Source organism: Faecalibacterium sp. 7, from assembly GCF_049562865.1.
In the GTDB taxonomy this organism is placed as follows: Bacteria; Bacillota; Clostridia; order Oscillospirales; family Ruminococcaceae; genus Faecalibacterium; species Faecalibacterium wellingii.
The window spans coordinates 1,298,033-1,322,329 of the sequence record NZ_CP186911.1 but is presented as its reverse complement, the minus strand read 5'-3'; the positions used below and the strand labels follow the sequence as shown (position 1 = coordinate 1,322,329).

The 24,297-nt window shown below is 58.3% G+C and carries 21 protein-coding genes, 1 pseudogene and 2 riboswitches; of the genes and pseudogenes, 7 read left to right on the top strand and 15 right to left on the bottom strand.

Going from position 1 to position 24,297, the window contains the following annotated elements:
* Window positions 1–46: 46 nt before the first annotated feature.
* The 4 genes from ACKXF7_RS06455 to ACKXF7_RS06440 all read right to left on the bottom strand — a co-directional run bounded on the left by ACKXF7_RS06455 (window position 47) and on the right by ACKXF7_RS06440 (window position 3,998).
* A complete protein-coding gene (locus ACKXF7_RS06455; protein WP_423742463.1) occupies window positions 47–973 on the bottom strand; it encodes a dihydroorotate dehydrogenase in 927 nt (308 codons plus the stop codon).
* Window positions 973–1,746, bottom strand: coding sequence for a dihydroorotate dehydrogenase electron transfer subunit (locus ACKXF7_RS06450; protein WP_349935853.1), 774 nt, complete (start codon window positions 1,744–1,746; stop codon window positions 973–975). The genes ACKXF7_RS06455 and ACKXF7_RS06450 overlap by 1 nt, the downstream gene beginning before the upstream one ends.
* Complete coding sequence (gene pyrF, locus ACKXF7_RS06445) at window positions 1,727–2,593, bottom strand: orotidine-5'-phosphate decarboxylase (RefSeq protein ID WP_249237348.1); 867 nt, start codon at window positions 2,591–2,593, stop codon at window positions 1,727–1,729. Before pyrF ends, ACKXF7_RS06450 begins: the two co-directional genes overlap by 20 nt.
* A 214-nt stretch (window positions 2,594–2,807) precedes the next feature.
* Window positions 2,808–3,998, bottom strand: a complete 1,191-nt coding sequence (locus ACKXF7_RS06440) for a dihydroorotase (RefSeq protein ID WP_423742462.1) — start codon at window positions 3,996–3,998, stop codon at window positions 2,808–2,810.
* 493 nt (window positions 3,999–4,491) lie between these two features.
* Between ACKXF7_RS06440 and epsC the strand changes: the two genes are divergently transcribed.
* Window positions 4,492–5,163 (top strand): serine O-acetyltransferase EpsC, encoded by a 672-nt coding sequence (epsC, locus tag ACKXF7_RS06435; protein ID WP_097774358.1) that lies wholly within the window; start codon window positions 4,492–4,494, stop codon window positions 5,161–5,163.
* Window positions 5,164–5,470: 307 nt separating this feature from the next.
* On the opposite strand, the gene ACKXF7_RS06430 is transcribed toward epsC, so the two are convergent.
* From ACKXF7_RS06430 to ACKXF7_RS06400, 7 genes are all read right to left on the bottom strand, one after another.
* Entirely contained in the window at window positions 5,471–5,905 is a 435-nt protein-coding gene (locus ACKXF7_RS06430) for a DUF3842 family protein (protein ID WP_423742615.1), read from the bottom strand.
* Window positions 5,906–5,913: 8 nt separating this feature from the next.
* On the bottom strand, window positions 5,914–7,302 hold the full coding sequence (locus ACKXF7_RS06425; protein WP_418264962.1) for a Sapep family Mn(2+)-dependent dipeptidase: 1,389 nt from the start codon (window positions 7,300–7,302) through the stop codon (window positions 5,914–5,916).
* Window positions 7,303–7,431: 129 nt separating this feature from the next.
* Window positions 7,432–7,917 carry a COG2426 family protein gene (locus ACKXF7_RS06420; RefSeq protein ID WP_249237351.1) on the bottom strand — a complete coding sequence of 162 codons (486 nt, stop codon included), beginning with the start codon at window positions 7,915–7,917 and terminating at the stop codon, window positions 7,432–7,434.
* Window positions 7,918–7,967: 50 nt separating this feature from the next.
* On the bottom strand, window positions 7,968–8,720 hold the full coding sequence (locus ACKXF7_RS06415) for an exodeoxyribonuclease III (RefSeq protein WP_423742461.1): 753 nt from the start codon (window positions 8,718–8,720) through the stop codon (window positions 7,968–7,970).
* 16 nt (window positions 8,721–8,736) lie between these two features.
* Window positions 8,737–10,113: an MATE family efflux transporter gene (locus ACKXF7_RS06410; protein WP_423742460.1), complete on the bottom strand. Its 1,377-nt coding sequence runs from the start codon at window positions 10,111–10,113 to the stop codon at window positions 8,737–8,739.
* 1,062 nt (window positions 10,114–11,175) lie between these two features.
* Window positions 11,176–12,450, bottom strand: coding sequence for a bifunctional folylpolyglutamate synthase/dihydrofolate synthase (locus tag ACKXF7_RS06405; RefSeq protein ID WP_423742458.1), 1,275 nt, complete (start codon window positions 12,448–12,450; stop codon window positions 11,176–11,178).
* Between the two features lie 64 nt (window positions 12,451–12,514).
* Entirely contained in the window at window positions 12,515–13,027 is a 513-nt protein-coding gene (locus ACKXF7_RS06400; protein WP_348584936.1) for a folate family ECF transporter S component, read from the bottom strand.
* 155 nt (window positions 13,028–13,182) lie between these two features.
* Window positions 13,183–13,278, bottom strand: a riboswitch (THF riboswitch).
* 202 nt (window positions 13,279–13,480) lie between these two features.
* Between ACKXF7_RS06400 and ACKXF7_RS06395 the strand changes: the two genes are divergently transcribed.
* Window positions 13,481–15,172: a M3 family oligoendopeptidase gene (locus ACKXF7_RS06395; RefSeq protein WP_423742457.1), complete on the top strand. Its 1,692-nt coding sequence runs from the start codon at window positions 13,481–13,483 to the stop codon at window positions 15,170–15,172.
* Between the two features lie 150 nt (window positions 15,173–15,322).
* A complete protein-coding gene (locus tag ACKXF7_RS06390) occupies window positions 15,323–15,997 on the top strand; it encodes a hypothetical protein (RefSeq protein ID WP_423742456.1) in 675 nt (224 codons plus the stop codon).
* 85 nt (window positions 15,998–16,082) lie between these two features.
* On the opposite strand, the pseudogene uxaC reads toward ACKXF7_RS06390, so the two are convergent.
* A pseudogene (gene uxaC / locus ACKXF7_RS06385) lies at window positions 16,083–17,515 on the bottom strand (glucuronate isomerase).
* A 327-nt stretch (window positions 17,516–17,842) separates the two neighbouring features.
* Here uxaC and ACKXF7_RS06380 point away from each other — a divergent pair.
* From ACKXF7_RS06380 to ACKXF7_RS06365, 4 genes are all read left to right on the top strand, one after another.
* Window positions 17,843–19,357, top strand: a complete 1,515-nt coding sequence (locus ACKXF7_RS06380; protein WP_423742455.1) for a tagaturonate reductase — start codon at window positions 17,843–17,845, stop codon at window positions 19,355–19,357.
* 206 nt (window positions 19,358–19,563) lie between these two features.
* A complete protein-coding gene (locus tag ACKXF7_RS06375; protein ID WP_005944146.1) occupies window positions 19,564–21,054 on the top strand; it encodes a UxaA family hydrolase in 1,491 nt (496 codons plus the stop codon).
* A 77-nt stretch (window positions 21,055–21,131) separates the two neighbouring features.
* Window positions 21,132–21,287 (top strand): hypothetical protein, encoded by a 156-nt coding sequence (locus ACKXF7_RS06370; RefSeq protein ID WP_423742454.1) that lies wholly within the window; start codon window positions 21,132–21,134, stop codon window positions 21,285–21,287.
* Between the two features lie 107 nt (window positions 21,288–21,394).
* Window positions 21,395–22,276, top strand: a complete 882-nt coding sequence (locus ACKXF7_RS06365) for an aldose epimerase (protein ID WP_423742453.1) — start codon at window positions 21,395–21,397, stop codon at window positions 22,274–22,276.
* Between the two features lie 59 nt (window positions 22,277–22,335).
* On the opposite strand, the gene ACKXF7_RS06360 is transcribed toward ACKXF7_RS06365, so the two are convergent.
* The 3 genes from ACKXF7_RS06360 to ACKXF7_RS06350 all read right to left on the bottom strand — a co-directional run bounded on the left by ACKXF7_RS06360 (window position 22,336) and on the right by ACKXF7_RS06350 (window position 23,856).
* A complete protein-coding gene (locus ACKXF7_RS06360; RefSeq protein ID WP_348584928.1) occupies window positions 22,336–22,851 on the bottom strand; it encodes a hypothetical protein in 516 nt (171 codons plus the stop codon).
* Between the two features lie 147 nt (window positions 22,852–22,998).
* On the bottom strand, window positions 22,999–23,634 hold the full coding sequence (locus ACKXF7_RS06355; RefSeq protein ID WP_423742452.1) for a resolvase: 636 nt from the start codon (window positions 23,632–23,634) through the stop codon (window positions 22,999–23,001).
* 12 nt (window positions 23,635–23,646) lie between these two features.
* Window positions 23,647–23,856: a zinc ribbon domain-containing protein gene (locus ACKXF7_RS06350; protein WP_423742450.1), complete on the bottom strand. Its 210-nt coding sequence runs from the start codon at window positions 23,854–23,856 to the stop codon at window positions 23,647–23,649.
* Between the two features lie 318 nt (window positions 23,857–24,174).
* Window positions 24,175–24,289: riboswitch (FMN riboswitch) on the top strand.
* Window positions 24,290–24,297: the final 8 nt, after the last annotated feature.

Genomic DNA, 24,297 nt, shown 5'->3' with positions numbered 1-24,297 from the left:
GTTTTTATGCGTATAAATCAGGATTTTTGCTGGTATGTCAATTGGATTATTCAGCATTCCGGGCACATCCGCGGATCTCGTCCAGTGTTTTCACGCCGTTCTTGTCCATCCATGCGGCCATCTCGTCCGCAATGGTCTCCATGGCGCGAGGATTGGCAAAGTTTGCGGCACCCACCTGCACCGCAGCAGCACCGGCCATGATGAACTCCAGTGCGTCACGGCCCGTGGCGATGCCGCCCAGACCCACCACCGGGATGTTCACAGCGCCCACGGCCTGCCAGACCATGCGCAGAGCGATGGGGCGCACCGCCGGGCCGGACAAGCCCGCAAAGATGTTGTTGAACACCGGGCGGCGCTTTTCTAGATCGATGGCGCAGGCCTGGAAGGTGTTGGTCAGGCTGATGGCATCCGCACCGGCGGCTTCCACAGCCCTGCACATCTCGGGAATGTTCTCGGCCTGCGGGCTCAGCTTGACCATCAGGGGCTTTTTGCAGGCAGCGCGCACCATGCGCACCACCTCACCGGCAGCCTCGGCCTTGACGCCGTAGGCCATGCCGCCCACCTTGACGTTGGGGCAGGAGATGTTCAGCTCCACGATGTCCACTGCGCTGTCGCTCAGCATCGCGGCACCTTCCACATACTCTTCCTCACTGTGGCCGCCAAGGTTGGCAATGGCCACCGTGCCGTACTTCTGCTTCAGTTCCAGCATCTCGGGCAGCTCCACGTCGATGAAGTGCTGCACGCCGGGGTTCTGCAGGCCGATGCTGTTGATGAGGCCGGAGGGGGTCTCCCACAGGCGCTCGCCCTTGTTGCCGTACTGGCCGTGCAGGGTCAGACCCTTGCCGGAGATGCCGCCGATCTTGGCAAAGTCTGCCAGCTCTTCGTACTCCACGCCGTAGCCCACGGTGCCGGATGCACCGATGACCGGGCTGTTCATCACAAAACCCAGCAGGTTGGTTTTCAGGTCAGCCATCAGAAGAACACCTCCGTTGCATCAAATACCGGGCCGTTCTTGCACACGCTCTTGCCCTCGCCGCTCTTGGTCTCGCAGGTGCAGCCAAGGCAGGCACCGATGCCGCAGGCCATCTTCTTTTCCATGCTCACAAAGCAGGGGGTGCCCTTTTCGGCACACAGGCGGGCGGCGTTCTTCATCATGACCGTGGGGCCGCACACCAGCACCACATCGTAGTCGGCGGGGTCGTACAGCTGGGTGACAAAGCCGTGGAAGCCCACCGCGCCGGTGTCGGTGGACACCTTGACGAGGTTTGCGATCTCGCGGTACTCCTCCATGCAGTAGGGGGCATCCCGGAAGCCGAAGAACACATCCGGCTTCACGCCTGCTGCTGCCAGTTCGCGGGTGAGCTGGAACATGGGCGCAGTGCCGATGCCGCCGCCCACCACAGCGATCTTTTTGTACTTGCTCAGGATGTCCGGCACGTCAAAGCCGTTGCCCATCGGGCCGGTGAGCTGGAAGGTATCCTTCATTTTGAGCTGCGCGATCTTTTCCGTGCCCTCGCCCACCACCTGATACAGAAACTCGATGGTGCTGCTGTCCGGGTTCCAGCGGTGCACGCTGATGGGCCGGGACAGGAAGGGAGCTTCGTCTGCGCCCCATGCACGCAGGGTAAAGAACTGGCCTGCGTGGGGTGCGTGGTCGCGGTCCGGCCAGACCACCGTCAGCAGACGGATGTCCGGGGCAATGACCTCATTGCGCAGGACAGTGGCTTCACAGCAGGCTGCACGCATGAGCAATGGCCTCCTTCATATTCACACATTCGTTGTAAGCGGCTTCGTCAAAGGCAGTGCCCGGCTGCTTCTTATAGGCCAGCAGGATGCCGCGGCTGGAGTTGACCACGCCGCCGTTGCCCTTGGTAAGATACTGGGCAATGTCCTCGGCCTTGCCGCCCTGTGCGCCGTAGCCGGGGATCAGGAAGAAGCTGTCCTGGTACTTTGCACGGATCTCGGTGGCCTCCTCGATGTGGGTGCCGCCGATGACCAGACCGATGGAGGAGTAGCCGTGCTCGCCCATGTAGTCCTTGCCCAGAGCGTTCAGCTTGTCGCCCACCAGATCGTAGACGTGACGGCCATCGGCCAGCTTCTCATACTCAAAGTCCTTGGCACCGCCGTTGGAGGTGCGGCAGAGCACGAACATGCCCTTGCCCTGCTTTTCGGCGTAGGGCAGGTAGGGGCTGATGGAGTCCAGACCCATATAGGGTGCCAGCGTAACGAAATCGCTCTCGAAATCGCCGGTAAAGTGACCCATGGCGTACATCTCGGCGGTCTTGGCAATATCGCCGCGCTTGATGTCGGCGATCACCGGCACACCTGCCTCGCGCACCGCCTTCAGGGTGTCGGCGTAGGCTTTCATGCCCTCAAGACCCAGCGACTCGTAGTAAGCGATCTGCACCTTGTAGCAGCCTGCCACGGCCTTGGTGGCGTCAATGAGCTTCTTGTTGAAGCGCACGATGTTTTCGCCGCGGGACAGGGTGCTGTCCACAAAATCGGCGGGCAGGTAGCTGAAGTCGGTGTCCAGACCCACGCACACCGGGCCGCGGGCTTCCACAGCTTCGTACAGTTTGTCCATGTTCGTCATTTGGGTGTTCCTCCTGTTTGCTTTCTTTTTATATTAGGTAGCTCCCTCTCAGTCAACGCCTTGCGGCGTTGCCAGCTCCCCCGAAAAGGGGAGCTTTTCCTCTGCTGCCTGATACGTCATCCTCCCAACTGTGGGACTGCTTTTCCGGCAGATGGCATAAAGCTCGCCCTTCGGGAGAGCTGGCGCGCAAGCGCCTGAGAGGGTTTCGTTCTTCTTACTCCTCTGCCTGATAGGTCAGCTTGCCGCCCTTGATGGTGGCGCACACCTTGCCGTACAGCTCAGCGCCGTCGAACGGGGTGTTGTGAGATTTGGAGTGCAGCTTGTCCTTGTCCACGGTGTAGGGGGTATCCAGATCCACCAGCACCATGTCGGCATCGTAGCCCGGCTCCAGCTGGCCCTTGGCAAGGCCCAGAATTTCTGCCGGGCGGGTGCTCATCAGGTGCACCAGCACTTCCAGCGGCAGGCCTTCCTGCTTGCAGAGCTTGGTGTAGCAGACGCCGAAAGCGGTCTCGCTGCCCACCATACCGGCCATGCCCTTGAGCTTGTCCTCTTCGGAGTGGGGCGCGTGGTCGGTTGCAATGGCATCCACGATGCCGGTGCGGATGCCGTCCACCAGCGCCTGCACATCGTCGGCGGTGCGGATGGGCGGGTTCACACGGTAATCGCAGGTATCATTGGTGAACCACAGGTGGTGCGGGGTCACCTCGCAGGTGACGGGTGCCCCCCGCAGCTTTGCCATCTGGATGGCATCCAGCGCACCGCGGGTGGACACGTGGCACATGTGCAGCTTGGTCTGGTAGTATTCGCTCAGCCAGCAGTTGCGCACCGTCTCGATGTCCTCAGCCAGACGGTAGTCCCACGGGCTGATCTCCATATCCTCGGCGTGGCTCATCACGGTGATATCCTTCTGGGTGCAGATGGCGAAAGCCTTTGCCATGGTGGCATTGTCCTGCACGCCGTGGCCGTCCTCGGTGATGAACTTCACACCGGCAGGCAGGGTCTTGAGGTGGTCGATGCTCACACCGTCAAAGTTCTCAGTGATGGAGACGGTCTGGTTCACATCGCACAGGCCTACTTCGGCAGCCTTCTGCTCCACCATGAACGCCTGTGCCGCAGAAGAGCAGACCGGCTTTGTGTTGGGCATCAGGTTCACGAAGGTGTAGCCGCCGGCGGCTGCGGCGCGGCTGCCGGTCTCGATGTCCTCCTTGTACTCAAAGCCCGGGGTGCGCCAGTGGCAGTGCAGGTCCACAAAGGCGGGCAGCACGGTCAGCCCTCCGGCATCAATGACCGTTTCGTTCTCCCCGGCCAGTGCCTCCAGCTCCTGACCCACAGCAGCGATCCTGCCGTCTTTTACAAAAATCTCAAGCGGTCTTCCTTCGGTGTTCACAGCATTTACAAGCAGCATCGCAGTTCCCTCCTGATTTGCGTTTGTCTGGTTCGGCTTTCCGGCTTACGGGCAAAAAAAAACTTTTCCCCGCAAAGGGAAAAGCTCATTCTACAAAAAAAGGAAACAACGAACCCACGGCAAAACCGGATGCGAACTGCTTGTTCAGTTTGGTACACATCGCGCTTTTCTGCATGGTGCTGTCTCCTTTTATAAGTCTGGAATCTTTTCATAATATTTTAGCATAGAAGCGCGAAATGTGTCAATGCTTCCGCATATATTTTGTTGCAAAAAGGTTTGCCGCTTCCCTCCCGGAATTTTAGCTACTCTACCCAAAAGCAGTTTTTCCCTGCCAGATTCAAGGTTAGTCGCATCAATTCCTAGCATATTGCTGTACATTCCCGTCCGGGTGTGCTATTATAATATGGTCAAAAGAGTCAGAGGCTGTTTTCATGGCAGAGGCGTGATTTTTTCAGAGCAGCTTCATCGGAATCAGGAAAGAGAGGGTTTTCCCATGGGTTTGTTGGAGGACGCGCGGAACATCCAGCGCAAGGACCCCGCTGCACGCAACGTGCTGGAGGTCATTTTGCTGTATCCGGGCTTTCACATTCTGGTGTATCACCGCATTGCGCACTGGCTGTACCGGCATAAGCGCTTTTTCCTTGCCCGCTGGGTCAGCCAGCACGGACGCCGCCGCACCGGCATCGAGATCCACCCCGGTGCCACCATCGGCAGATGCCTGTTCATCGATCACGGCATGGGCATCGTGTTCGGTGAGACCTGTGAGATCGGGGACAACTGCACCATCTACCACGGCGTCACTCTGGGCGGCACCGGCAAGGACACCGGCAAGCGCCACCCCACTCTGGGCAACAACGTGCTGATCGGTGCAGGCACCAAGGTCCTTGGCCCGGTGTATATCGGGGACAACTCCCGCATCGGCGCAGGCAGCGTGGTGCTGCGCAATCTGCCCGCCAACTGCACCGCCGTGGGCGTGCCCGCCGAGGTGGTGCGCATCAACAACAAGGCCGTGAACCCGGCGGACGATCTGGATCAGCAGGATCTGCCGGATATCGTAGCCCAGCGCCTGACCGATCTGGACCGCCGCCTCGGCGCACTGGAAAACGCCGCGCAGGGCGACACCCCGCCCACGGCAGCGCAGATTGCCGCACGACAGAAGTCATAACGATTCAGAATGCCCTCCGCTTGCGCTCTGGGCATTATTCAAGGAATTTATATTTTTTAGATGCAAGTCGGAAAATCCTGCGGGATTTTCCGACTTGCTTTTTCACTGGAGCGGGCGCAATGAAGAAGCGGCCTGTTTCCCGGCTGTGCGGCTGTTTCCGCAGGAAACAAGCACAGACAGATCAAGTTTCCCTCTTGGACCCTTTCCGTGAAAATGCAACAGCGGACAGCCCGCAGGCTGTCCGCTGTTGCTCTATTATAAGATATTTTTCCGCTGAAGATGCCCAGAGCGCAAGCGGAGGGCATTTTCAATAAGCCCTTTTTCCGCAGCCTTCCCCGGCGCAGAGGGCTTTCACCTTCTGCACCGCAGCGGCCACCAGATCGCTGATGGGCTGCTCCGGCACACCCACGATATAGTTTTCGCAGTGGTTCACCGGGATGAGCACCCGCGTCGCATGGCTCTGGCACACGGCCGTGGCCATGGCGGGCGTGATCTCGCCCAGCAGTGCATCCGCAATAACGATGCCGATGGGCCCCACGATGATATCCGCGCTGCGGCAGTTCACCGCCACTGCATTCTCGCCGGTGGCGGCACGCGGGGCACCGGCCTTGCGCATGGCGTTTGCCGCCAGACTGTTGGTGCCCACCGCAGTGAGCCGGATCTCCGGGCACTGCGTGCTCAGGGCCGCCACCAGCTGTTTGCCAAGGCCCCCGCCCTGCCCATCGATGACGAGCACATTCATCGGCTGCATCAGAAGTCGATTTCCTCAAGGCGCAGCAGCGCGATGATATAGATCTTTACGGCTTCCAGCAGCTTGTCAATGGGTGCAGCTTCGTTTGCACCGTGCATCGGGCCGCCGAACTCCGGCAGCGGCAGGTCCACATGCTCGGGGCCGAAGCTGACAGCATAGGGGAAGTGGCGGGCATAGGTGCCGCCGCCCATGGTGAAGGGCTTGGCGTTCTCGCCGGTCACTTCGTTGTAGGTGTTGATGCAGGCCAGAATGGCGGGGCTGTCGGCTTCGATATAGAAAGGCTCGGCAGCGGTCACATCGCGCAGCTCAGCGCCGTCGCCCAGTGCGGCACGGATCTGCTCGGTCATCTTTTTGCCGTTGGTGCAGGTGGGGAAGCGGCTGTCCATGGTCTGGAAAATGCGGCCATCTTCCATGTAGATGCGGCCGCCGATCACGGTCAGCGGGCCAAAGGGGCCGTCGGCGCAGTTGATGCCCAGACCCTCACCGGCAGTAGAAGCGTGCAGCTTGCGCACGGCCTCCAGATAGGTGCGCTCGGTCTCATTGCACAGGCCGTTGTCCAGCAGGTAGTTCACCACCAGACCAATGGCGTTCACGGTACCCTGCGGCATGGCTGCGTGGCCGGACTTGCCCCAGCCGCGGATGCGCACGCCGTCGCCTTCCGGTTCCAGCGTGATGTTGGGGGCATTCTTCAGCTTGGAGATGTCGGTCTTGACCAGTGCACTTGCACGGTCGGGCACGGCGTTGTTTGCCACGCCGCCCTCGATCTCCACGATGACGCCGTTGCACACCGGGCTGACGATCTTGGCACCGAACAGGCCCTTCTCGCCGTTACACACCGGGAACTCGGCATCCGGGGTGAAGCAGAAGGCCGGGGCCGGGTAGTTTTTGAGGTAGTAGTCCACATCCTGCATGTGGGTCTCCTCGTTGGTGCCTGCCAGTGCGCGGATGGGGTAGCGCAGCTCATAGCCCTGCTCCTTGAGGAACTTCAGGGCATACAGGGTAGCCACCATGGGGCCCTTATCGTCGGCAACGCCGCGGCCCAGCAGCCAGCCGTCCTGAATGCGCATGGTGAAGGGGTCGGCCGTCCAGCCGTTGCCCACGGGCACCACGTCCACATGGCAGATGGTCGCCAGATACTTTTCAGGGTCCTTGCCGGCCAGCTCTGCATAGCCGATGTAGTTCTCGCAGTTGCGGGTGGCAAGGCCCATGCCTGCAGCCAGCTCCAGCGTCTTGTCCAGTGCGGCGCGGGGGCCTGCGCCATAGGGTGCGCCCTCCTCGGGGGTCCCCTCCACGCTGTTGACTGCCACCAGTGCGGCGATATCCTTCAGCAGTTGTTCCTTGTTTTGCGCAATATATGCGTCGATTTTCTGATTCAGTGCCTGATCCATGATCTTATCGTTCCTTTCTGTCCGGCAGCTTTGCGCCGCCGGTTCCAAAACACTTTTTTATTTTAGCATACTCGGCGGCAAAATGCCATTGTCAATTGTTGTTCTTTGCCGGGACACAGTCTTTTTTTCTCAGCCCACTGAGAACAGGGTGCTCAGCGCACCCAGCAGGCCCGCGCTGGCCAGACCCATGATGATGCCCGCCAGCAACACGCCGCCCATGCAGGCCTTGACCACGTCCTTGAACTTCATATCCAGGATCGAGCCCGCCAGCGTCCCGGTCCACGCGCCGGTGCCCGGCAGCGGGATACCCACGAACAGCAGCAGCGCCACCTCAAGGCCGCGGCCCGCCTTGGCTTCCAGTGCGCGGCCGCCTTTTTCGCCTTTGACGATGCAGAACTTGCAGATGGGCCCGATGAGGGGCTTATGGTAGCCCCAGATCAGGAATTTGCGTGCAAACAGATAGATGAACGGCACCGGGATCATGTTGCCCACCACGCACACCAGATAGGTGGGCAGGATGGGCAGGCCCATGCCAAGCCCGATGGGGATGGCACCGCGCAGTTCAATGAGCGGCACCATGGAAACGAAAAATACCAGCAGATAGCTTTTGAGCATAGAGTCTCCTTTTCCCTGCTCTTTCCGGGAGAGCAGGCGTTTTTTACAGGTTACAGGTCAATGTCCAGCTCCACCGGGCAGTGGTCCGAGCCGAAGATCTCGTTGTGGATCTCTGCCGCCCGGATCCTGTCGGCGATGCGGCTGGATACGATAAAGTAGTCGATGCGCCAGCCCGCGTTCTTTTCCCGGGCATGGAAGCGGTAGCTCCACCAGCTGTACTTCACCTCGTCCGGGTGCAGCACACGGAAGCTGTCGGCAAAGCCGGCATCCAGCAGCTCGGTCATTTTTCCGCGTTCCTGATCGGTGAAGCCTGCGCTCATGCGGTTGGTCTTTGCATTTTTGATGTCGATCTCCGTATGGGCCACATTCAGGTCCCCGCACAGGATCACCGGCTTTTTCGCATCCAGCGCCAGCAGGTAGGCGCGGAAGGCGTTCTCCCATTCCATGCGGTAGTCCAGACGCTTCAGCCCGTCCTGACTGTTGGGGGTGTAGCAGTTCACCAGCCAGAACGCCGGGTATTCCAGCGTCAGCACCCGGCCCTCGTGGTCGTGCTCCTCGATGCCGATGCCGGTGGTCACGGCCAGCGGCTGCTCACGACACCAGCAGGCCGTGCCGGAGTAGCCCTTTTTCTCTGCGGAATAGGTGTACTCCGTGTAGCCCTCCGGGGCAAAATCTGCCTGTCCCGGCTGCATCTTGGTCTCCTGCACCGAAAAGATATCGGCATCCAGCTGCGCAAAGCTCTCGGCAAAGCCGTGGGTCAGGCAGGCGCGCAGACCGTTGACATTCCAGCTGATCAGTTTCATGCTGTACTCCTTTATGTTATGCGTGATATTTGTTCTTCCATACACCGCTGCGGAAGCGGATGACAAAGCAGGTGACACGGCACATCCAGTCGATGACCATGGCGATCCATACGCCCACAGCACCCCAGCCCATCCGCACGCAGAGCAGATAGCTGAAGCCAAGCCGCCACACGGCCATGCTCAGAATGGACACGAGCATGGTGAATTTCACATCATTGGCGGCGCGCAGTGCGTTGGGCAGCACAAAGGACAGGGTCCACAGCAGGATGGCAAAGCCCGCGTGGATGCGCACCAGCGTCTCGGAAAGCACCATCGTCTCACCGGACAGCGCATAGATGCCGATGAGCTTATGCAAAAACAGCAGGATGGCACCGTTGGAAAGGCCCATTGCAATGTAGGACCACAGGGAGAGCTTGCGGGTGTAGTAGACTGCCTGCTCGCTGTCTCCCGCGCCCACACAGCGCCCCACCACCGTGATCATGGCAAGGCTGAGGGCCTTGCCGGGGATGACGCCCATGCCGTCCAGATTGTTTGCCACCGCGTTGGCCGCGATCTGCACCGTACCGAAGGTGGAGATCATGCTCACCACCAGAATGCGTCCGGCCTCGAACAGGCTGTTCTCGAATGCAGAGGGGATGCCGATGCCCAGAATGCGCCGGGTCATCCTTGCGTCCAGACGGGTGGTCTTGGGCACCGTGAGGGCGTTGCCCTTCTGGTAGCATCTGCGCAGGATGAGGAACGCCGCCACCACGCGGGACACCACGCTGGGCCATGCAACGCCGTCCACTCCCATTTTCAGGCCGAAGATGCACACTGCATTGCCCACGATATTGATGACATTCATCAAAAAGCTGATCTGCATGGAGATCTTGGAGTTGCCCATGCTGCGGAACAGTGCCGCGCCGCCGTTATACAGTGCCAGAAACGGATAGCTGATGGCGATGATGCGCAGGTACAGCACGCTGGCGTCCAGCACATCGGCATCAATGGCACCGTAAAACAGCCGGATCATGGGCCGGGCCAGAACAAAGCAGAATGCGCCCACCAGCAGCCCGAACAGACCGCTGAGCAGGATCAGCTGGCCGGAGCTCTCGTTGGCACTCTTCTGCTCCCGTGCGCCCAGAAACTGGCTCACCACCACCGCGCCACCGGTGGCCAGCGCCGCAAACAGCACGATGATAAGGTTGTTGATCATGTCCACAAGGCTGACGCCCGAAATAGCCGCCTCGCCGCAGCGGGACACCATCATGGTATCGGCCATGCCGACGGTCACTTCCAGCAGCTGCTCCACCAGCAGCGGGCCGGTCAGCAGCAGCAGTTCCTTTTGTGTGAACAGCGGCCTCCGCCCTCCGAAGAGCGGCTTTTTTGTTCCGCTCACCGTCTGATTTTCCATTGATATGCTCCTTTCCCCCGTGCCGGGCCTCTTTTCCCCTGCACGCCGTCTGCCGCACACAGGGCAGACTCCCCATTGAATGTATCCATCATAACACACAGGCCGACGCTTGTAAAGAACTGTCGTATCCTGTGTATTTTTTGCGCGGCATCCGGGGTGTTTCTGCTGCCTTTTGGGCTTGTTCGTCAGTTTGCCGGGAACTTTTCGTCAAATTTGTGCGTTCCTCCAAAAATGAGTTTTTTCGGACGTCTTTTGGTGAAAAATCAAAAAAAGGGCTTGTATTTTTATTTAAAAAGTGGTATGTTGTATCCAACAAAGCTGCAGTGTTGGATACATGAACTTCTCAGAGCGGTTTTTCGCTCATTATCGCGCTTTGTTCCTTATTTTTGCTATTTTCTTCATTTACCTTCTTATCATTTACCCTGCCTGCCCCGCAAGGGGCAAGAAAAGCGATGACTCAACCTGCACGAGTCACCGCTTTTTCTTTTTGTCTGTGCTATCGCAGGCCTAGCCATTTAAATGCCCTCCGTTTCACTCTGGGCATTTTCAGCAGAAAATTATTTTTATATTTGCAAATCAGGAATGACTGCGGTCATTCCTGATTTGCTTTTTCACGGGAAGGGGCCGTGGCGAGCAGCTGCATCTGCTGGCGCTCGCTCCCCTGCGGGGAGCTGTCGCGCAGCGACTGAGGGGCCTTGAAATCGGCGCAACACAAAAAATCCTTTAGCGGAGCGACTTGGATTTTTTGTATGGAGCCCAACAGCTTTGGGGTCTGAAAGGGGCGTGCAGCCCCTTTCTCGTTGCGGGGTGGGTGGAGTCCAGAGGCAGGGAGGGGGGACTCGAAACACCCCTCCCTGCCTCTGGCCCAGCGGAGCGTCACCGACGGAGAAGAATTTTATAAAAGCCCTTAAGCCTGTCCCACGCGACCGCTCTCTGCACAAGAATCAACTTTTTCCGTGAAAAAGCAACTCCGGAAGATCCGCAGATCTTCCGGAGTTGCAAATACTAAAAATAATTTTTCCGCTGATGATGGCGCAGCGCACGCGGAGCCATTTTAAATCGTCAGCCCTTCACAAGTTCCGCAAATGCGTTCCGCACATCGCCGGAGAAATACAGCGTTCCCAGTGCGCACACCGGGCCTTCGCCGCCCAGCTCCACCGCCCGGGCCACGCCTGCTTCGATGGAGTCGGCCGCTTCTGCCCTGCAGCCATAGGCCCGGATGTGTTCTGCCAGCACCTCGGCAGGCATTGCCCGGGGCGTGTGTGCCGTCACCGTGACGAACCGCACGGCCAGCGGAGCCAGCAGGCTCAGCATCTGGTCCACATCCTTGTCTGCCATGATGCTGACCAGAAAAACAAACTTCTGCCCCGGGAAACGGTCTTTCAGGCTCTGCACCGTGGCCTGCATTCCATGGGCATTGTGGCTGCCGTCCAGCAGGAAGGCGGGCGCGTGCCGCAGCAGCTCGAACCGGCCCGGCCAGCTGACCGTTTCCAGACCTGTGCGGATGGCGCTTTCCGGAATGTCCCAGCCATGGGCGCGCATCACCCGCAGAGCCGTGACCGCCAGCGCCGCATTCCGGGGCTGGTAGCTGCCGATCAGGGGCAGGTGCACATCGGTCAGGCCGTCAAAGTCGAACTCCACGGCGTCAAGGCTGCCGCCCTCGTATTTCAGCCTGCTGAAATCCACCTCGGTCAGCTCGGCGTGCTTTTCCGCTGCCACGCGGCGAATCACGGCGTCCGCTTCCGGCACACCGCCATAGCTCACCACCGGACAACCTTCCTTGATGATCCCCGCCTTGGCGGCAGCGATGTCCCCAAGGGTGGGGCCAAGCTCCTTCACATGATCCATGCCCAGTGCCGTGATGACTGCGCATTCCGGGGCATCAATGACATTGGTGGAATCCAGCGTGCCGCCAAGGCCCACCTCCAGCACCACGATCTCACATTTCTGCTGGGCAAAATAGAGCATTCCCAGCGCCGTGATGATCTCAAACTCGGTGGGTACATCCTCCATGGTGTCGGCGGCAGGCTTTACCTGCTCCACCAGTCTCACCAGCTCTTCATCCGGGATCTGCACCCCGTTGACCTGGATGCGCTCGTTGAAGCGGTTAATGAAGGGCGAGGTGTACAGACCCACCCGATAGCCTGCGGCCTGCAGGCAGGACGCCATCATGGCGGCGGTGCTGCCCTTGCCGTTGGTGCCTGCAACATGCACGAATCTGAGCTGTTTGTGCGGGTCGCCCAGTGCGGCCAGCAGGGTGCGGGTACGTGTCAGGCCGGGCTTGTGGCCGGCCCACTGGACGGCGTGGATGTATTCCATTGCCTGTTCGTAGTTCATTGTAATGCCTCTTTTCGAGATCACTATTTTAGACGAATTTTTATTTTGCAGATACGGAAAGCCTTTATTTCTTCACCATCTTCATCAGGGCACGGTTTTCCAGCAGGATGCGCAGCAGCACGGTGTTCACTGCAGCCAGGATCAGTGCATTGGGGATGCGCACGGCCAGCGTTGCCCACGGGTAGCCGTAGAAGATGCGCAGTGCCAGCGAGGTGATGACCATGGAACCCACAAAGTGTCCCAGCAGTACACTGATCTGCAGCCGCAGGCCGGTGCGCAGCCCGGGCAGCTTCTGCCATGCAAGCCCCGCCACCAGACCAATGGCACCTGCGCCCAGCGTGATGAGCGGGTTGATGGCGTAGCCTGCCAGCACGCCGCCGATCATATCGGCCACAGCGCCCACGGCAAAGCCTGCTCCCGGGCCGAACAGCAGCGCTGCCAGCAGCACCGGCAGGCTGCCCAGATTGAACCGCACAAAGCCGGTGGAGATGCTCAGCACCCGGCTGAACACGATGCTCATTGCCACCAGCAGGGCCAGCATGGTGAGCGTACGGACGGAATTTTTCGAGTTGTTCATATCAACTGTCCTCCTTGCAAAAGGAATACCGGGTGGGCGGTCTGCACAAACAAAAACGCCCTCCCTGTGACAAACCGCACAAAGGAGGGCGTGAATCCAACAACTTTCACTTCCGGGCGGGACGCAAGCCGTCTCGCCTGCACCCAAGTCCATGCAGCAGCGGGATGCAGACCATGCACCGCGGGTACACCTTCGTCCACAGCACAACTCCCCGTTGATGCGGCACTTAACGCACATGGTCTTACTCTGTTGATGGCTTTATTATAGTCTTTTTTCTGCGGCCTTGCAACCATATCAACGGATAACTTTGCTAAAACGCAGCACCAATTTTTAGCAGTTGTGCATAGCATCTGCCGGGTTTTGGCCTGTATCCTCTTTTCATTTGCCGCATAACGTGGTAAGATGAGTTTAACCTTAAATATGGAGTTCTCTCCCGGAAAGGAATGTTTCCCGATGAAATTCAACGAAATGACCTATACCCGCCCGGACATTGATGCCCTGCTGGCCCGGTGCAGGGAGCTGGCCGCAAAGGCCGCTGCCGCACCGGACGGCGATGCCCTTGTCCGGCTCTACTATGAGCAGAGCGAAGCCTTTGCAGAGTACAACACCGCCGCGAACCTTGCCAACATCCACTACACCTGCGACACCCGCGACGCTTACTGGAAGGCCGAGCAGGACTTCTTTGATGCCAACGGCCCCGCCGTGACCAACGCCAGCGTGGAGATCAGCCGGGCATTTCTGGCAAATCCCCATGTGGACGCCCTGACCGAAAAATTCGGCACCACCTGCGTGGCCGGCATGAAGAACGCCGTCCTCAGCATGGACGACCGCACCGTGGAGCTGCAGCAGCAGTTCAATGCTCTGGTGAGCCGCTACCAGCAGATCTACGGCGGTGCACTGGTGGAGCTGGACGGCAAACAGCTCACCATCCCCCAGCTGGGCCCCTACAAGGAAGATCTGAACCCCGCTGTGCGCCGTGCCACCTACGAAGCCGAGGCCGGTTACTTTGACGCCCACCGTGCCGAGCTGGACGAGCTGTACGGTCAGATCGTCCAGAACCTGAATGCACAGGCCCGGGTGATGGGCTATCACGACTACAGCGAGCTCTCCTACGTCCGCATGAACCGCATCGGCTACGGCCCGGAGGAGATCCGGAAATTCCGCGATCAGGTCGCAAACGATGTGGTGCCTCAGCTGCAGAAGGTGATGGCCCTGCGCGCAAAGCGCACCGGCATCGCCCATCCCGCCTTTACCGACCTGCCCATTCTGTTCCGGGACGGCAACCCCAAGCCCATCCCCGGCTACAAGGCCCGCATGGATGCCGCCCGCACCATGTACCACGAGCTGAGCCCCGAGACCGCCGAGTTCATCGACTTTATGCAGGACAACGAGCTGTTCGATGTGGAGAGCCGCCCCGGCAAGATGTCCGGCGGCTATATGACCAGTCTGCCCAGCTACAAGGCCCCCTTCATCTTTGCCAACTGGAACGATACCTCCGGCGATGTGGACGTGCTGACCCACGAATGCGGCCACGCCTTTGAGGGCTATGTAGCCGAGCGTGACCCCGCCATCCCCGCCGATCTGGAATGCCCCGGCATGGAGAGTGCAGAGATCCACTCCATGGCCATGGAGTTTCTCACTGCGCCGTGGCATCATCTGCTGTTTGGCAAGGATACCGACAAATACGCCCTGCTGCACGCCGAGGACAGCTTCGTGTTCCTTGCCTACGGCTGTGAGGTGGACGAGTTCCAGCACATCATGTACCAGAATCCGGACCTGACCCCCGACGAACGCAATGCCGAGTGGCTCAAGCTGGAAAAGAAATACCGCCCGTGGATCGATTTTGACAATCTGCCCTTCTATGGCCGGGGCGCAGGCTGGCAGCGCCAGCTGCACATTTATGAGTGCCCCTTCTATTATATCGACTACTGCCTGTCCACCATGGCCGCGCTGCAGTTCTTCCTGCTGAGCCTGACCGACCACAAGGATGCATGGGCGCGCTATCTGCGCCTTGTGCGCCGCGCCGGTACGGCCAGCTACACCGAGCTTCTGGAGACTGCCGGGCTGAAAGTTCCCTTTGAGGAGGGCAGCATCAAGGGCATTGCCCAGCAGATGACCGACTGGCTGGAAAATCATCAGGTGTAAGAAGCCGTTTTCATCCGCACTGCACACCATCTGAACGGTCGTTTTGATGCATCTGAAGGGCGATTCATGCCGTTTTGCTGTCAGAGGCCGTAAAATCTGGTATGCTCTGGACAGAGAAAAAGCATTTCTGTGAAGCGAAAGGAGATTCTTATGAAACTGACCGGACTGTTCAAGCGCGGTGCCGCCTGCCTGTGCACCGCCGCCATCCTGATGGGCGGCGTCTCCGCTTTTGCCCTGACCCCCGCCCTTCCGGACGAGCCTGCTCCGGCAGAGCTTTCTGTGACCAATGCGGTGTCGGAGGCACAGCTGCGCTCTACCCTGTCCAAGCTCACTGTCACCTATGACAGCGAGGCCGAGGGCTGGCAGATCGATTCTCCCTACGAGGAGGCCAGCATGGAAAAGGCCTCCTGCGGTCTGTACCCCTACCTGTTCGTTACCAACGATGATCCCACCGTTTATCTCAGTCTGGGCATGACCTACTTCGGCGATAAAAAGCTGGACATGAAATCTGTTCGGGTAGAGACCGAGGATAACTACTACGACTTCACCTGTGGTGAAGAGTTCATCGGCGGCTATGACAACGACCTCAAGGCATGGTTCGCCTATGAGCTGTTCGACATGGACGACGAGACCGGCTGGCTGAACGAGTGGCTTGCCGCCAAGAGCGTCACCGCCACCTTTACCGGCAGGGACGGCTCCACCAAGACCTACACCCTGACCAAGGACAACCTGCAGGCCATCCGGGACGTCCTGAATGTCTACGACACCCTGCTCGGTTCCGATGTTTCCACTGCGCGTGTCGTGCTGCGCAGCCTTGTAAAGTAAAGCTCTTCTGTTTACGCAAAAGCCCCCGGAACGGTGATCCGTTCCGGGGGCTTTCTATTGCCTTATTCAGTTCAGGCAGAGCTTCTTACAGGTTGAAGTAGCGCTTTGCGTTGTCGAAGCAGATGCCCTTGACGATCTTCTCCAGAGACTTCTCGTCGTTGGGATACTCGCCATCCTCGACCCACTGGCCGATGATGTTGCACAGGATGCGGCGGAAGTAGTCATGACGGGTGTAGCTCAGGAAGCTGCGGCTGTCGGTCAGCATGCCAACGAAGTTGCCCAGCAGGCCCAGGCTTGCCAGACGGGTCATCTGCTCTTCCATGCCGATCTTGTGGTCGTTGAACCACCATGCGGAGCCGTGCTGATCTTGCCCGGCACCTCGCTGTTCTGGAAGCAGCCCAGAATGGTGCCGATCTGTGCGTCGTCGGCGGGGTTCAGGCTGTAGATGATGGTCTTGGGGCACTCGTCGGTGTCGTTCAGGGCGCTCAGCAGGCTTGCGATCTCGCCGCCGCAGGTAGCGGTGTTGATCATGTCATAGCCGGTGTCGGGTCCCAGCAGAGCGTTCATCTTGCGGTTCACACCACGCAGGCAGTTGTAGTGGATCTGCATGGCAATGCCCAGACGGTGATACTGCTTGCCCAGATGGATCAGGATGTAGGTCTGGTACTTCTCAGCTTCTTCGGTGGTGCAGGTCTCGCCCTTCATCACCTTCTGGTAAATGGCGTTGACCTCTTCCTTAGCAGCCTCACGGTAGGGGATGTAATCCAGGCCGTGGTCCGAAGCGCGGCAGCCCATCTCGGCAAAGAACTCGATGCGCTTGGTCAGGGCATCGGTCACGCAGTCGATGCAGGCCAGCTTCTCCTTGCCCACAACAGCGGCCAGCTTGCCCATGTACTCTGCAAAGCCGGGCTTGTTGATGTTGATGGCCTTATCGGGACGGAAGGAAGGAGCCACGGTGAACTTGATGGTGGGATCTTCCTTGATCTTCTTGTGCCAGTACAGATCATCGATGGGGTCATCGGTGGTGCCGATGAAGGCAACGTTGGACTGCTCGATCAGGCCGCGGACGGTCAGCTTGGGGTCATGCTGCAGCTTGTCGTTGCACAGGTTCCAGACTTCCTCAGCGGTATCGCCGTTCAGCACGCCCTCGTAGCCAAAGAACACATGCAGCTCCAGATTGGTCCAGTGGTACATCGGGTTGCCGATGGCCATGGGCAGAGCCTCTGCAAACTTCTGGAAGCGCTCGCGGTCAGGCTTATCACCGGTGATGTACTCTTCGGGCACACCATTGGAACGCATCACGCGCCACTTATAATGATCGCCGAAGTAGCTGCCGTCCGGGTTGCGGCCGCCCAGCCACACCTGAGCGATGTTCTCAAAGCGGCGGTTCTCGTAGATCTCACGGGGAGGGATGTGGCAGTGGTAGTCGCAGATAGGCATATCCGCAGCGTAGTCGTGGTACAGATGCTGCGCAGTGGCAGACTGGAGCATGAAGTCCTTATCCATAAATGCTTTCATGGGTCGATAACTCCTTTTCTCTGATCGATGTTTGTTAGAAAATAGTCAAACGTTGTGTACAACGGGACACCCGCCTGCACGGGCAAACTCGTCTTACTTTTAGTATAGCGGAAAATTCGCATGTATACAACTGAAAAAGTGACAAATTTTCTAGCACACAATTGTGCTTTTCGCTGGAAATGCCCCAAAATGGCACCTTTGGGCTAAAAATATTGCACAAAGCCCTTGACTTATTTGTATACAACAGCATAAAATAGGGTAAGGAACAGAGGGCAGATAAAGAGGCTCTCTGATAAGCAAAGCAAGTTTATAAAGGAGATCAACAAGATGGAAACTTTGAACTACAAGGTTCTGGAAGGCACCGGCTACAACGGCTACATCCTGAAGGATGCACCCGTCAAGGTCATGCAGTTTGGCGAGGGCAACTTCCTGCGTGCTTTCGTGGATTACTTCTATGACATCGCAAACGAGAAGGCCGGCTACAACGGCAAGGTCAAGCTGGTGCAGCCCATCAGCAACTTCCCCCAGATGGCAGACTGGATCAACGAGCAGGAGGGCCTGTACACCCTGTACCTGCGCGGCAGCGAGAAGGGCCAGAAGGTCGATGCAAAGCGCGTGATCTCCTGCGTGTCCGACTGTGTGTGCCCCTACATCGACGGCAAGTGGGACGAAGTGCTGGAACTGGCACGTTCTGCCGATCTGGAGACCATCGTTTCCAACACCACTGAGGCCGGCATCGCCTACACGCAGGGCGACAGCCAGTTCGATCAGGTTCCTCCCAACAGCTTCCCCGCAAAGCTGACCCGCGTGCTGTTCGAGCGCTACAAGGCATTCAACGGTGCTGCTGACAAGGGTCTGGTCATCCTGTCCTGCGAGCTGATCGACAACAACGGCAAAGAGCTGAAGAAGTGCTGCAACAACTACGCAAAGGACTGGAATCTGGAGCCTGCTTTCATCGACTGGATGAACAACGCAAACACCTTCTGCTCCACTCTGGTGGACCGCATCGTTCCGGGCCGCATCCGCGATCCCAAGGAACTGGCTGCCATGGAAGAGGCCAACGGCTACCACGATGCCGCTCTGGACGTGGGCGAAGTGTTCGGCGTGTGGGTCATCGAGGGTCCCGCAGAGCTGGAGGACAAGCTGCCGTTCAAGAAGGCCGGCGTCAACGTCATGGTCGTGCCCGATGTTACCCCCTACAAGAAGCGCAAGGTCCGCATCCTGAACGGTGCCCACACCGGCTTCGTTCTGGGCGCATATCTGGCCGGCTTCGACATTGTGCGTGACTGCATGCACAACGACACCATCCGCGGCTTCATGAACAAGATGCTGCACGAGGAGATCATCCCCACCCTGCCGCTGGACAAGAAGGATCTGGAAGAGTTTGCCTCCGCTGTTGAGGACCGCTTCAACAACCCCTTCGTCAACCATGAGCTGATGAGCATTTCCCTGAACTCCACCTCCAAGTGGAAGGCCCGCAACATGCCTTCCTTCCTGGCTTACATCGAGGAGCAGAAGCAGCTGCCCAAGTGCCTGACCATGTCTCTGGCAGCCTACATTGCCTTCTATTCCAACGACATTCAGGAGCGTACCGCGGACGGCCTGATCTGCAAGCGCCCCGCCGGCAACACCTACAAGATCCAGGATGACGCATGGGCTCTGGACTTCTACTATGCACACAAGGACGACACCGCTGCCCAGCTGGTGCACGCTGTGCTGACCAACACCCAGATGTGGGATCAGGATCTGACCAAGATCGAGGGTCTGGAGGCCGCTGTTCTGGCAGACCTCGAGAAGATCCGCACCGAGGGTGCTGAGGCTGCCTACAAGAGCTGCCTGTAAGCCTGATCGTTTAAAAGAAACATTGCTTTGAGGTGTGAACCCTCTCAGTCCGCTTCGCGTCCAGCTCCCCCGAGGGGGGAGCTTTTGCGGAAACGTAAAGTTTTCATCGCAAAGACCTCGCCCTTCGGGAGAGGTGGCATCGCATGGCGATGACAGAGAGGGTTCATTCCCTTTTGTGCTTTTAATTGTCAACAAGGAGAACAACTATGCCGCAGGCAATTCATATCAGCCCCATCGACAACGTGGTCGTTGCTCTGCACCCCATTGCCAAGGGCACGCTGGTGGAAGTGGACGGTCTTTCCGTGACTGCTCTGGAGGACATTCCGCAGGGCCACAAGATGGCGGTCAAGCCCATCAAGAACGGCGAGAACGTCATCAAGTACGGCTTCCCCATCGGCCACGCCACCGCCGACGCCGCTCCCGGCAGCTGGATGCACACCCATAACGTGCACACCAACCTGTCCGGCGAGGTGGAGTACAGCTACAACCCCGCCCCGGATCTGGCTCCCCTGCCCAAGGTCGAGCCGGAGACCTTTATGGGCTTCCGCCGCAAGGATGGCCGCGCTGCCATCCGCAATGAGATCTGGATCATCCCCACCGTGGGCTGCGTCAACGACATCGCCAAGAAGATCGTTGCCGACAATCAGGATCTGGTCACCGGCTCCATCGAGGGCCTGTACACCTTCACCCATCCCTTCGGCTGCAGCCAGACCGGCCACGACCATGCACAGACCCGCAAACTGCTGGCTGCGCTGGTGCGCCACCCCAATGCTGCCGCCGTTCTGGTGCTGCATCTGGGCTGCGAGAACCTGCAGCACGATCAGTTCGTGGAAGAGCTGGGCGAGTACGACCACGACCGTGTGAAGTTCCTCACCTGTCAGGAGGTGGACGACGAGTTCACCGCTGCCCGCGATATCCTCAAGGAGCTGGCCGCTTATGCCGGTCAGTTCAAGCGTGAGCCCATCCCCGTGTCCGATCTGGTGGTGGGCATGAAGTGCGGCGGCTCGGACGGCCTGTCCGGCATCACCGCCAACCCCACCATCGGCCGCTTCTCCGACATGATGGGCCAGCGCGGCGGTTCCACCGTGCTGACCGAGGTGCCTGAGATGTTCGGTGCTGAGGGCTTCCTGATGGATCGCTGCATCAACCATGACGTCTTTGTCAAGGCCGAGCACATGATCAACGGCTTCAAGGATTACTTCATCAGCCACAACGAGGTGGTCTACGATAACCCCTCTCCGGGCAACAAGCAGGGCGGCATCACCACGCTGGAGGACAAGAGCTGCGGCTGCGTGCAGAAGGGCGGCACCGCCCCCATCATGGATGTCATCGGCTACGGTGATCCTGTTGTCACCAAGGGCCTGAACATGCTGTACGGCCCCGGCAACGATCTGGTCTCCGCCACCGCCATGACCGCCGCAGGCGCACACCTGATCCTGTTCTCCACCGGCCGCGGCACTCCGTTCTCGGCCCCGGCTCCCACCCTGAAGATCTCCACCAACACTCCGCTGGCCCAGAAGAAATCCGGCTGGATCGACTTCAACACCGGCGTGATCGCCGATGGCGAAAAGACCATCGACGAGGCTGCAAAGGACCTGCTGGATCTGGTCATCCGCGTTGCAAGCGGCGAGCAGACCAAGGCCGAGAAGCACGGCTTCCGCGAGATCTCCATCTTCAAGGACGGCGTCGTTCTGTAATCGTTTCGAGGCTGCTGTATGGCACTTTGGCTGTACGGCAGCCTCTTTGTGCATGAAAACGGAAGGGATGTGTTTTTATGGCTATGGCCACCCGTATGATGATCTATGCGTTCCTGCTTTATGGCGGCATTTTTGCCGCTATCGTGGCCGTTATTGCAAGGGTCATAAAATATCTCATCCGCTATGGCATTGATTATTATTTTGAAAAGCTAAAAGAACATCAGAAGGACTGAACCCTCTCCGACATCGCCTTGAGATAAAGCGCAAAAAGCTCCCCCTTGGGGAAGCTGGCTGTGAGCTTGCGAACAGACTGAGAGGGTTAAAACAGGAGGTATATTTTATGAATCAGATCACCACCCGTTACGTCACCGAAAACGGTGCCTGCTACGAGCAGTATGTCATCACCGATGCCGAGGCAAAGACCGAGCTGGTCATCACCCCGGAGCGCGGCGGCATGATCACCGGCTTCTCGCTGAACGGCGAGGAGTACATCTGGACCCGCCACCCCAATTTTGCCGAGTGCAACCGTCCCCGCTTCGGCGTGCCGGTGCTGTTCCCCAACTGCGGCCTGCCCGATAACGGCGTGCATATCTTCGACGGTAAGGCATACCCCATGGAGAACCACGGCTTTGCCGACCTGTGCGCATGGGATGTGGAGAGCGTCGGCCCGGACGGCGTGACCCTGATTCTGGAGTCCACCCCGCTGACCAAGTTCCTCTATCCCTTCGATTTCACCGTGCTGATGAACTATAACCTTGAGGGCAATACTGCCGCCATCAACATGACCGTGATCAACGAGGGCGACACCAACATGCCCTTCAGCTTTGGCTTCCACCCCTACTTCAAGGCTTCCAAGCTGGAAAATGTGGACTTTGACATCCATTGTGCCACCTGCTCCGAGAGCGCCAAGGGCGAGCAGCCCGCTGCCCCGGAAAAGATCACCCTCACCCGCAAGGAAGGCGCCGACAACAGCGTGCGCCTGCTGACCGGCGTACAGTTCCCCATGACCCTCACCGACAGCGGTAACGGCCACAAGGTGACTGTGGATGCAGACGACAGCTTCGACCACGCCGTGCTGTGGCAGCAGGATGCCGAGAGCTTTGTGTGCATGGAGCCCTGGAACGGCTGGGCCAACAGCGTCAACGAGGAAGGCCGGCACGAGGTGCTGGAGCCGGACGAGGCCATGACCGCCGATTGGAGCATCACCATCGAGAAGGTCTAAGCTTCATATCATATAACAAAAAGGACACACCTGTCACGGTGTGTCCTTTTTGTTATAGTTCAGTTCTTTGCCGGAATCACAAAGCTCTTATTTTCCGCCGGGTCCCAGTAGAGCAATTCCACCCTGCCGCCCTGTGCCAGCAGTTTTTCCTTCGGCTCCTGCTTTTGCCAGCAGCGTTCCAGCAGCTTTTCCATGTCGGCATCGGCAGACACCTTCTCCGGGCAGAGGGTACTGCCCTGCCACTTGCCGTCTGTGTACAGGCTCAGCACACCGGCATTGCCCGCCAGAATCGCGGCAACGTCCTTCTTCATGCGGTCGTAGTCATACTCCACCGTCTTGTACTGCCCATGCCACAGGCCGAAGAAGAGCGAGAACTCGCCGCCCAGTTCAATGAGCAGATTCTCTTCGTTGTGCGGATTCTTGACCACAAAGGCCACATCTTCGTTTTCCATGTAGTCGAAGTCCGGCTCCTCATTCGTGTGCACGGTCACATGCTGGCTGCTCAGCGCCGCAAGCAGGTCCTCCTGCACGGCACTGGTATCCGGGATCTCATCATAATTGATATTTGCGTTCATGGGTAGATGCTCCTTTTCTCTGTGCTATTTGTGCTGTTATTTTTCACCAGACCGCACAGGCCTACTTATTTTCCTTCATATTGCCGGATCATTTTTATACGCTGTGTAACAGAATACATAAAACGGTTCACTCTATTTCACATTAGATCAATGCTTTTTGACTCTAACCATCGAACACACGACCTCGACACGATCCTGATTGTCCAAACTCAATTCAAGGTCATGGTCGATGATGGGCAGCTTGAACCGGACAGACTTCAGCCACTGTCCGTTAGGCTGGCGTTCCGGGTAGATCTGCACCTCGTCGATCAAAATCTCCACCAGTCTGCGGCGTTCCGCCTCGGTCATGGTGGCATAGAGCTTGTCGAAGCAAATCAGGATCTTATAGATGTTGTCGCCTGTGATTTTATCGGCTTCAATGGTCTGCTTCTTTGCCCGGGCATCCATCAGTCCATTTTCCGCCTCTTCGATTTTATCGTACATCTTATAAAGGCGGTCGTCAAGGTCAGATTTCCGGGCGATAAAGTGCCGGTCGTCCGGGTCAAGGCTGTCGATCTCCTCCATAAGCCGGGATTTTGTGGAGTAGTGCTGCCGTAGCTGCTTCTCATAGGCGGCGATTTCCTGCTCAATGGCAGTGGTATCCACCTTCATGTTGATCTTTTCCTGCATCATAGCGGCAAAGCGGGGATTGCTGACCAGCTTGGACACCACTTCAGCAACTGCCGCATCCAGCACTTCCTCCTGAATCTGCTTGCGGTAGTCGCACTTGTAGCCCCGCTGCATATTGCGGTGCTTTCAGCCGTAATAATAGAAATCCTTGTACTTTGTCCCGTCCGGTCGCTTCTTGATGGACTTATTGCCATACATTCCCGCACCGCAGACCGGGCATTTCAGGATGTTGGACAGCAAATGCACCCGGTCTGTTTTGGGACGAGCTACCAACTCATACTTCTGTGCATTGGCTTTCATCTTGACTTGTGCAGTCTGCCATACTTCTTCCGACACCAGACCTTCATGCAGACCATGCCCATCCGCGCATCCTTCTGCCGCAGAACAGGTGCTTGCCGGAGCCTCTCGCAGCCCCTTTTCCGCATCAGCCGGAACCAAGGTGTAACACACTAGACTTTGCAAGCAAAGTCGTGTGCCAAAGGGCGCTGCTCTCGCCTGGCGACCCGCGCCCCTTTGGATTCTCCGTTCACATTGTCCTACGGACGATGTGATTTTATTGTTGTAGCGATTCGCTTCATCCCGGTTTCGTCCCGGTTTGCAGAATGCCCTTGCAATCCGAAAGGAGCCGTGCTATAATGCCGCTGTAATTGAATTAGAAATCTTCAGGGCAGGGTGCGATTCCCTACCGGTGGTACAGCCCACGAGCCGTAAGGCATGATTCGGTGAAACTCCGAAGCCGACAGTACAGTCTGGATGAAAGAAGATACCAAGCGCAGA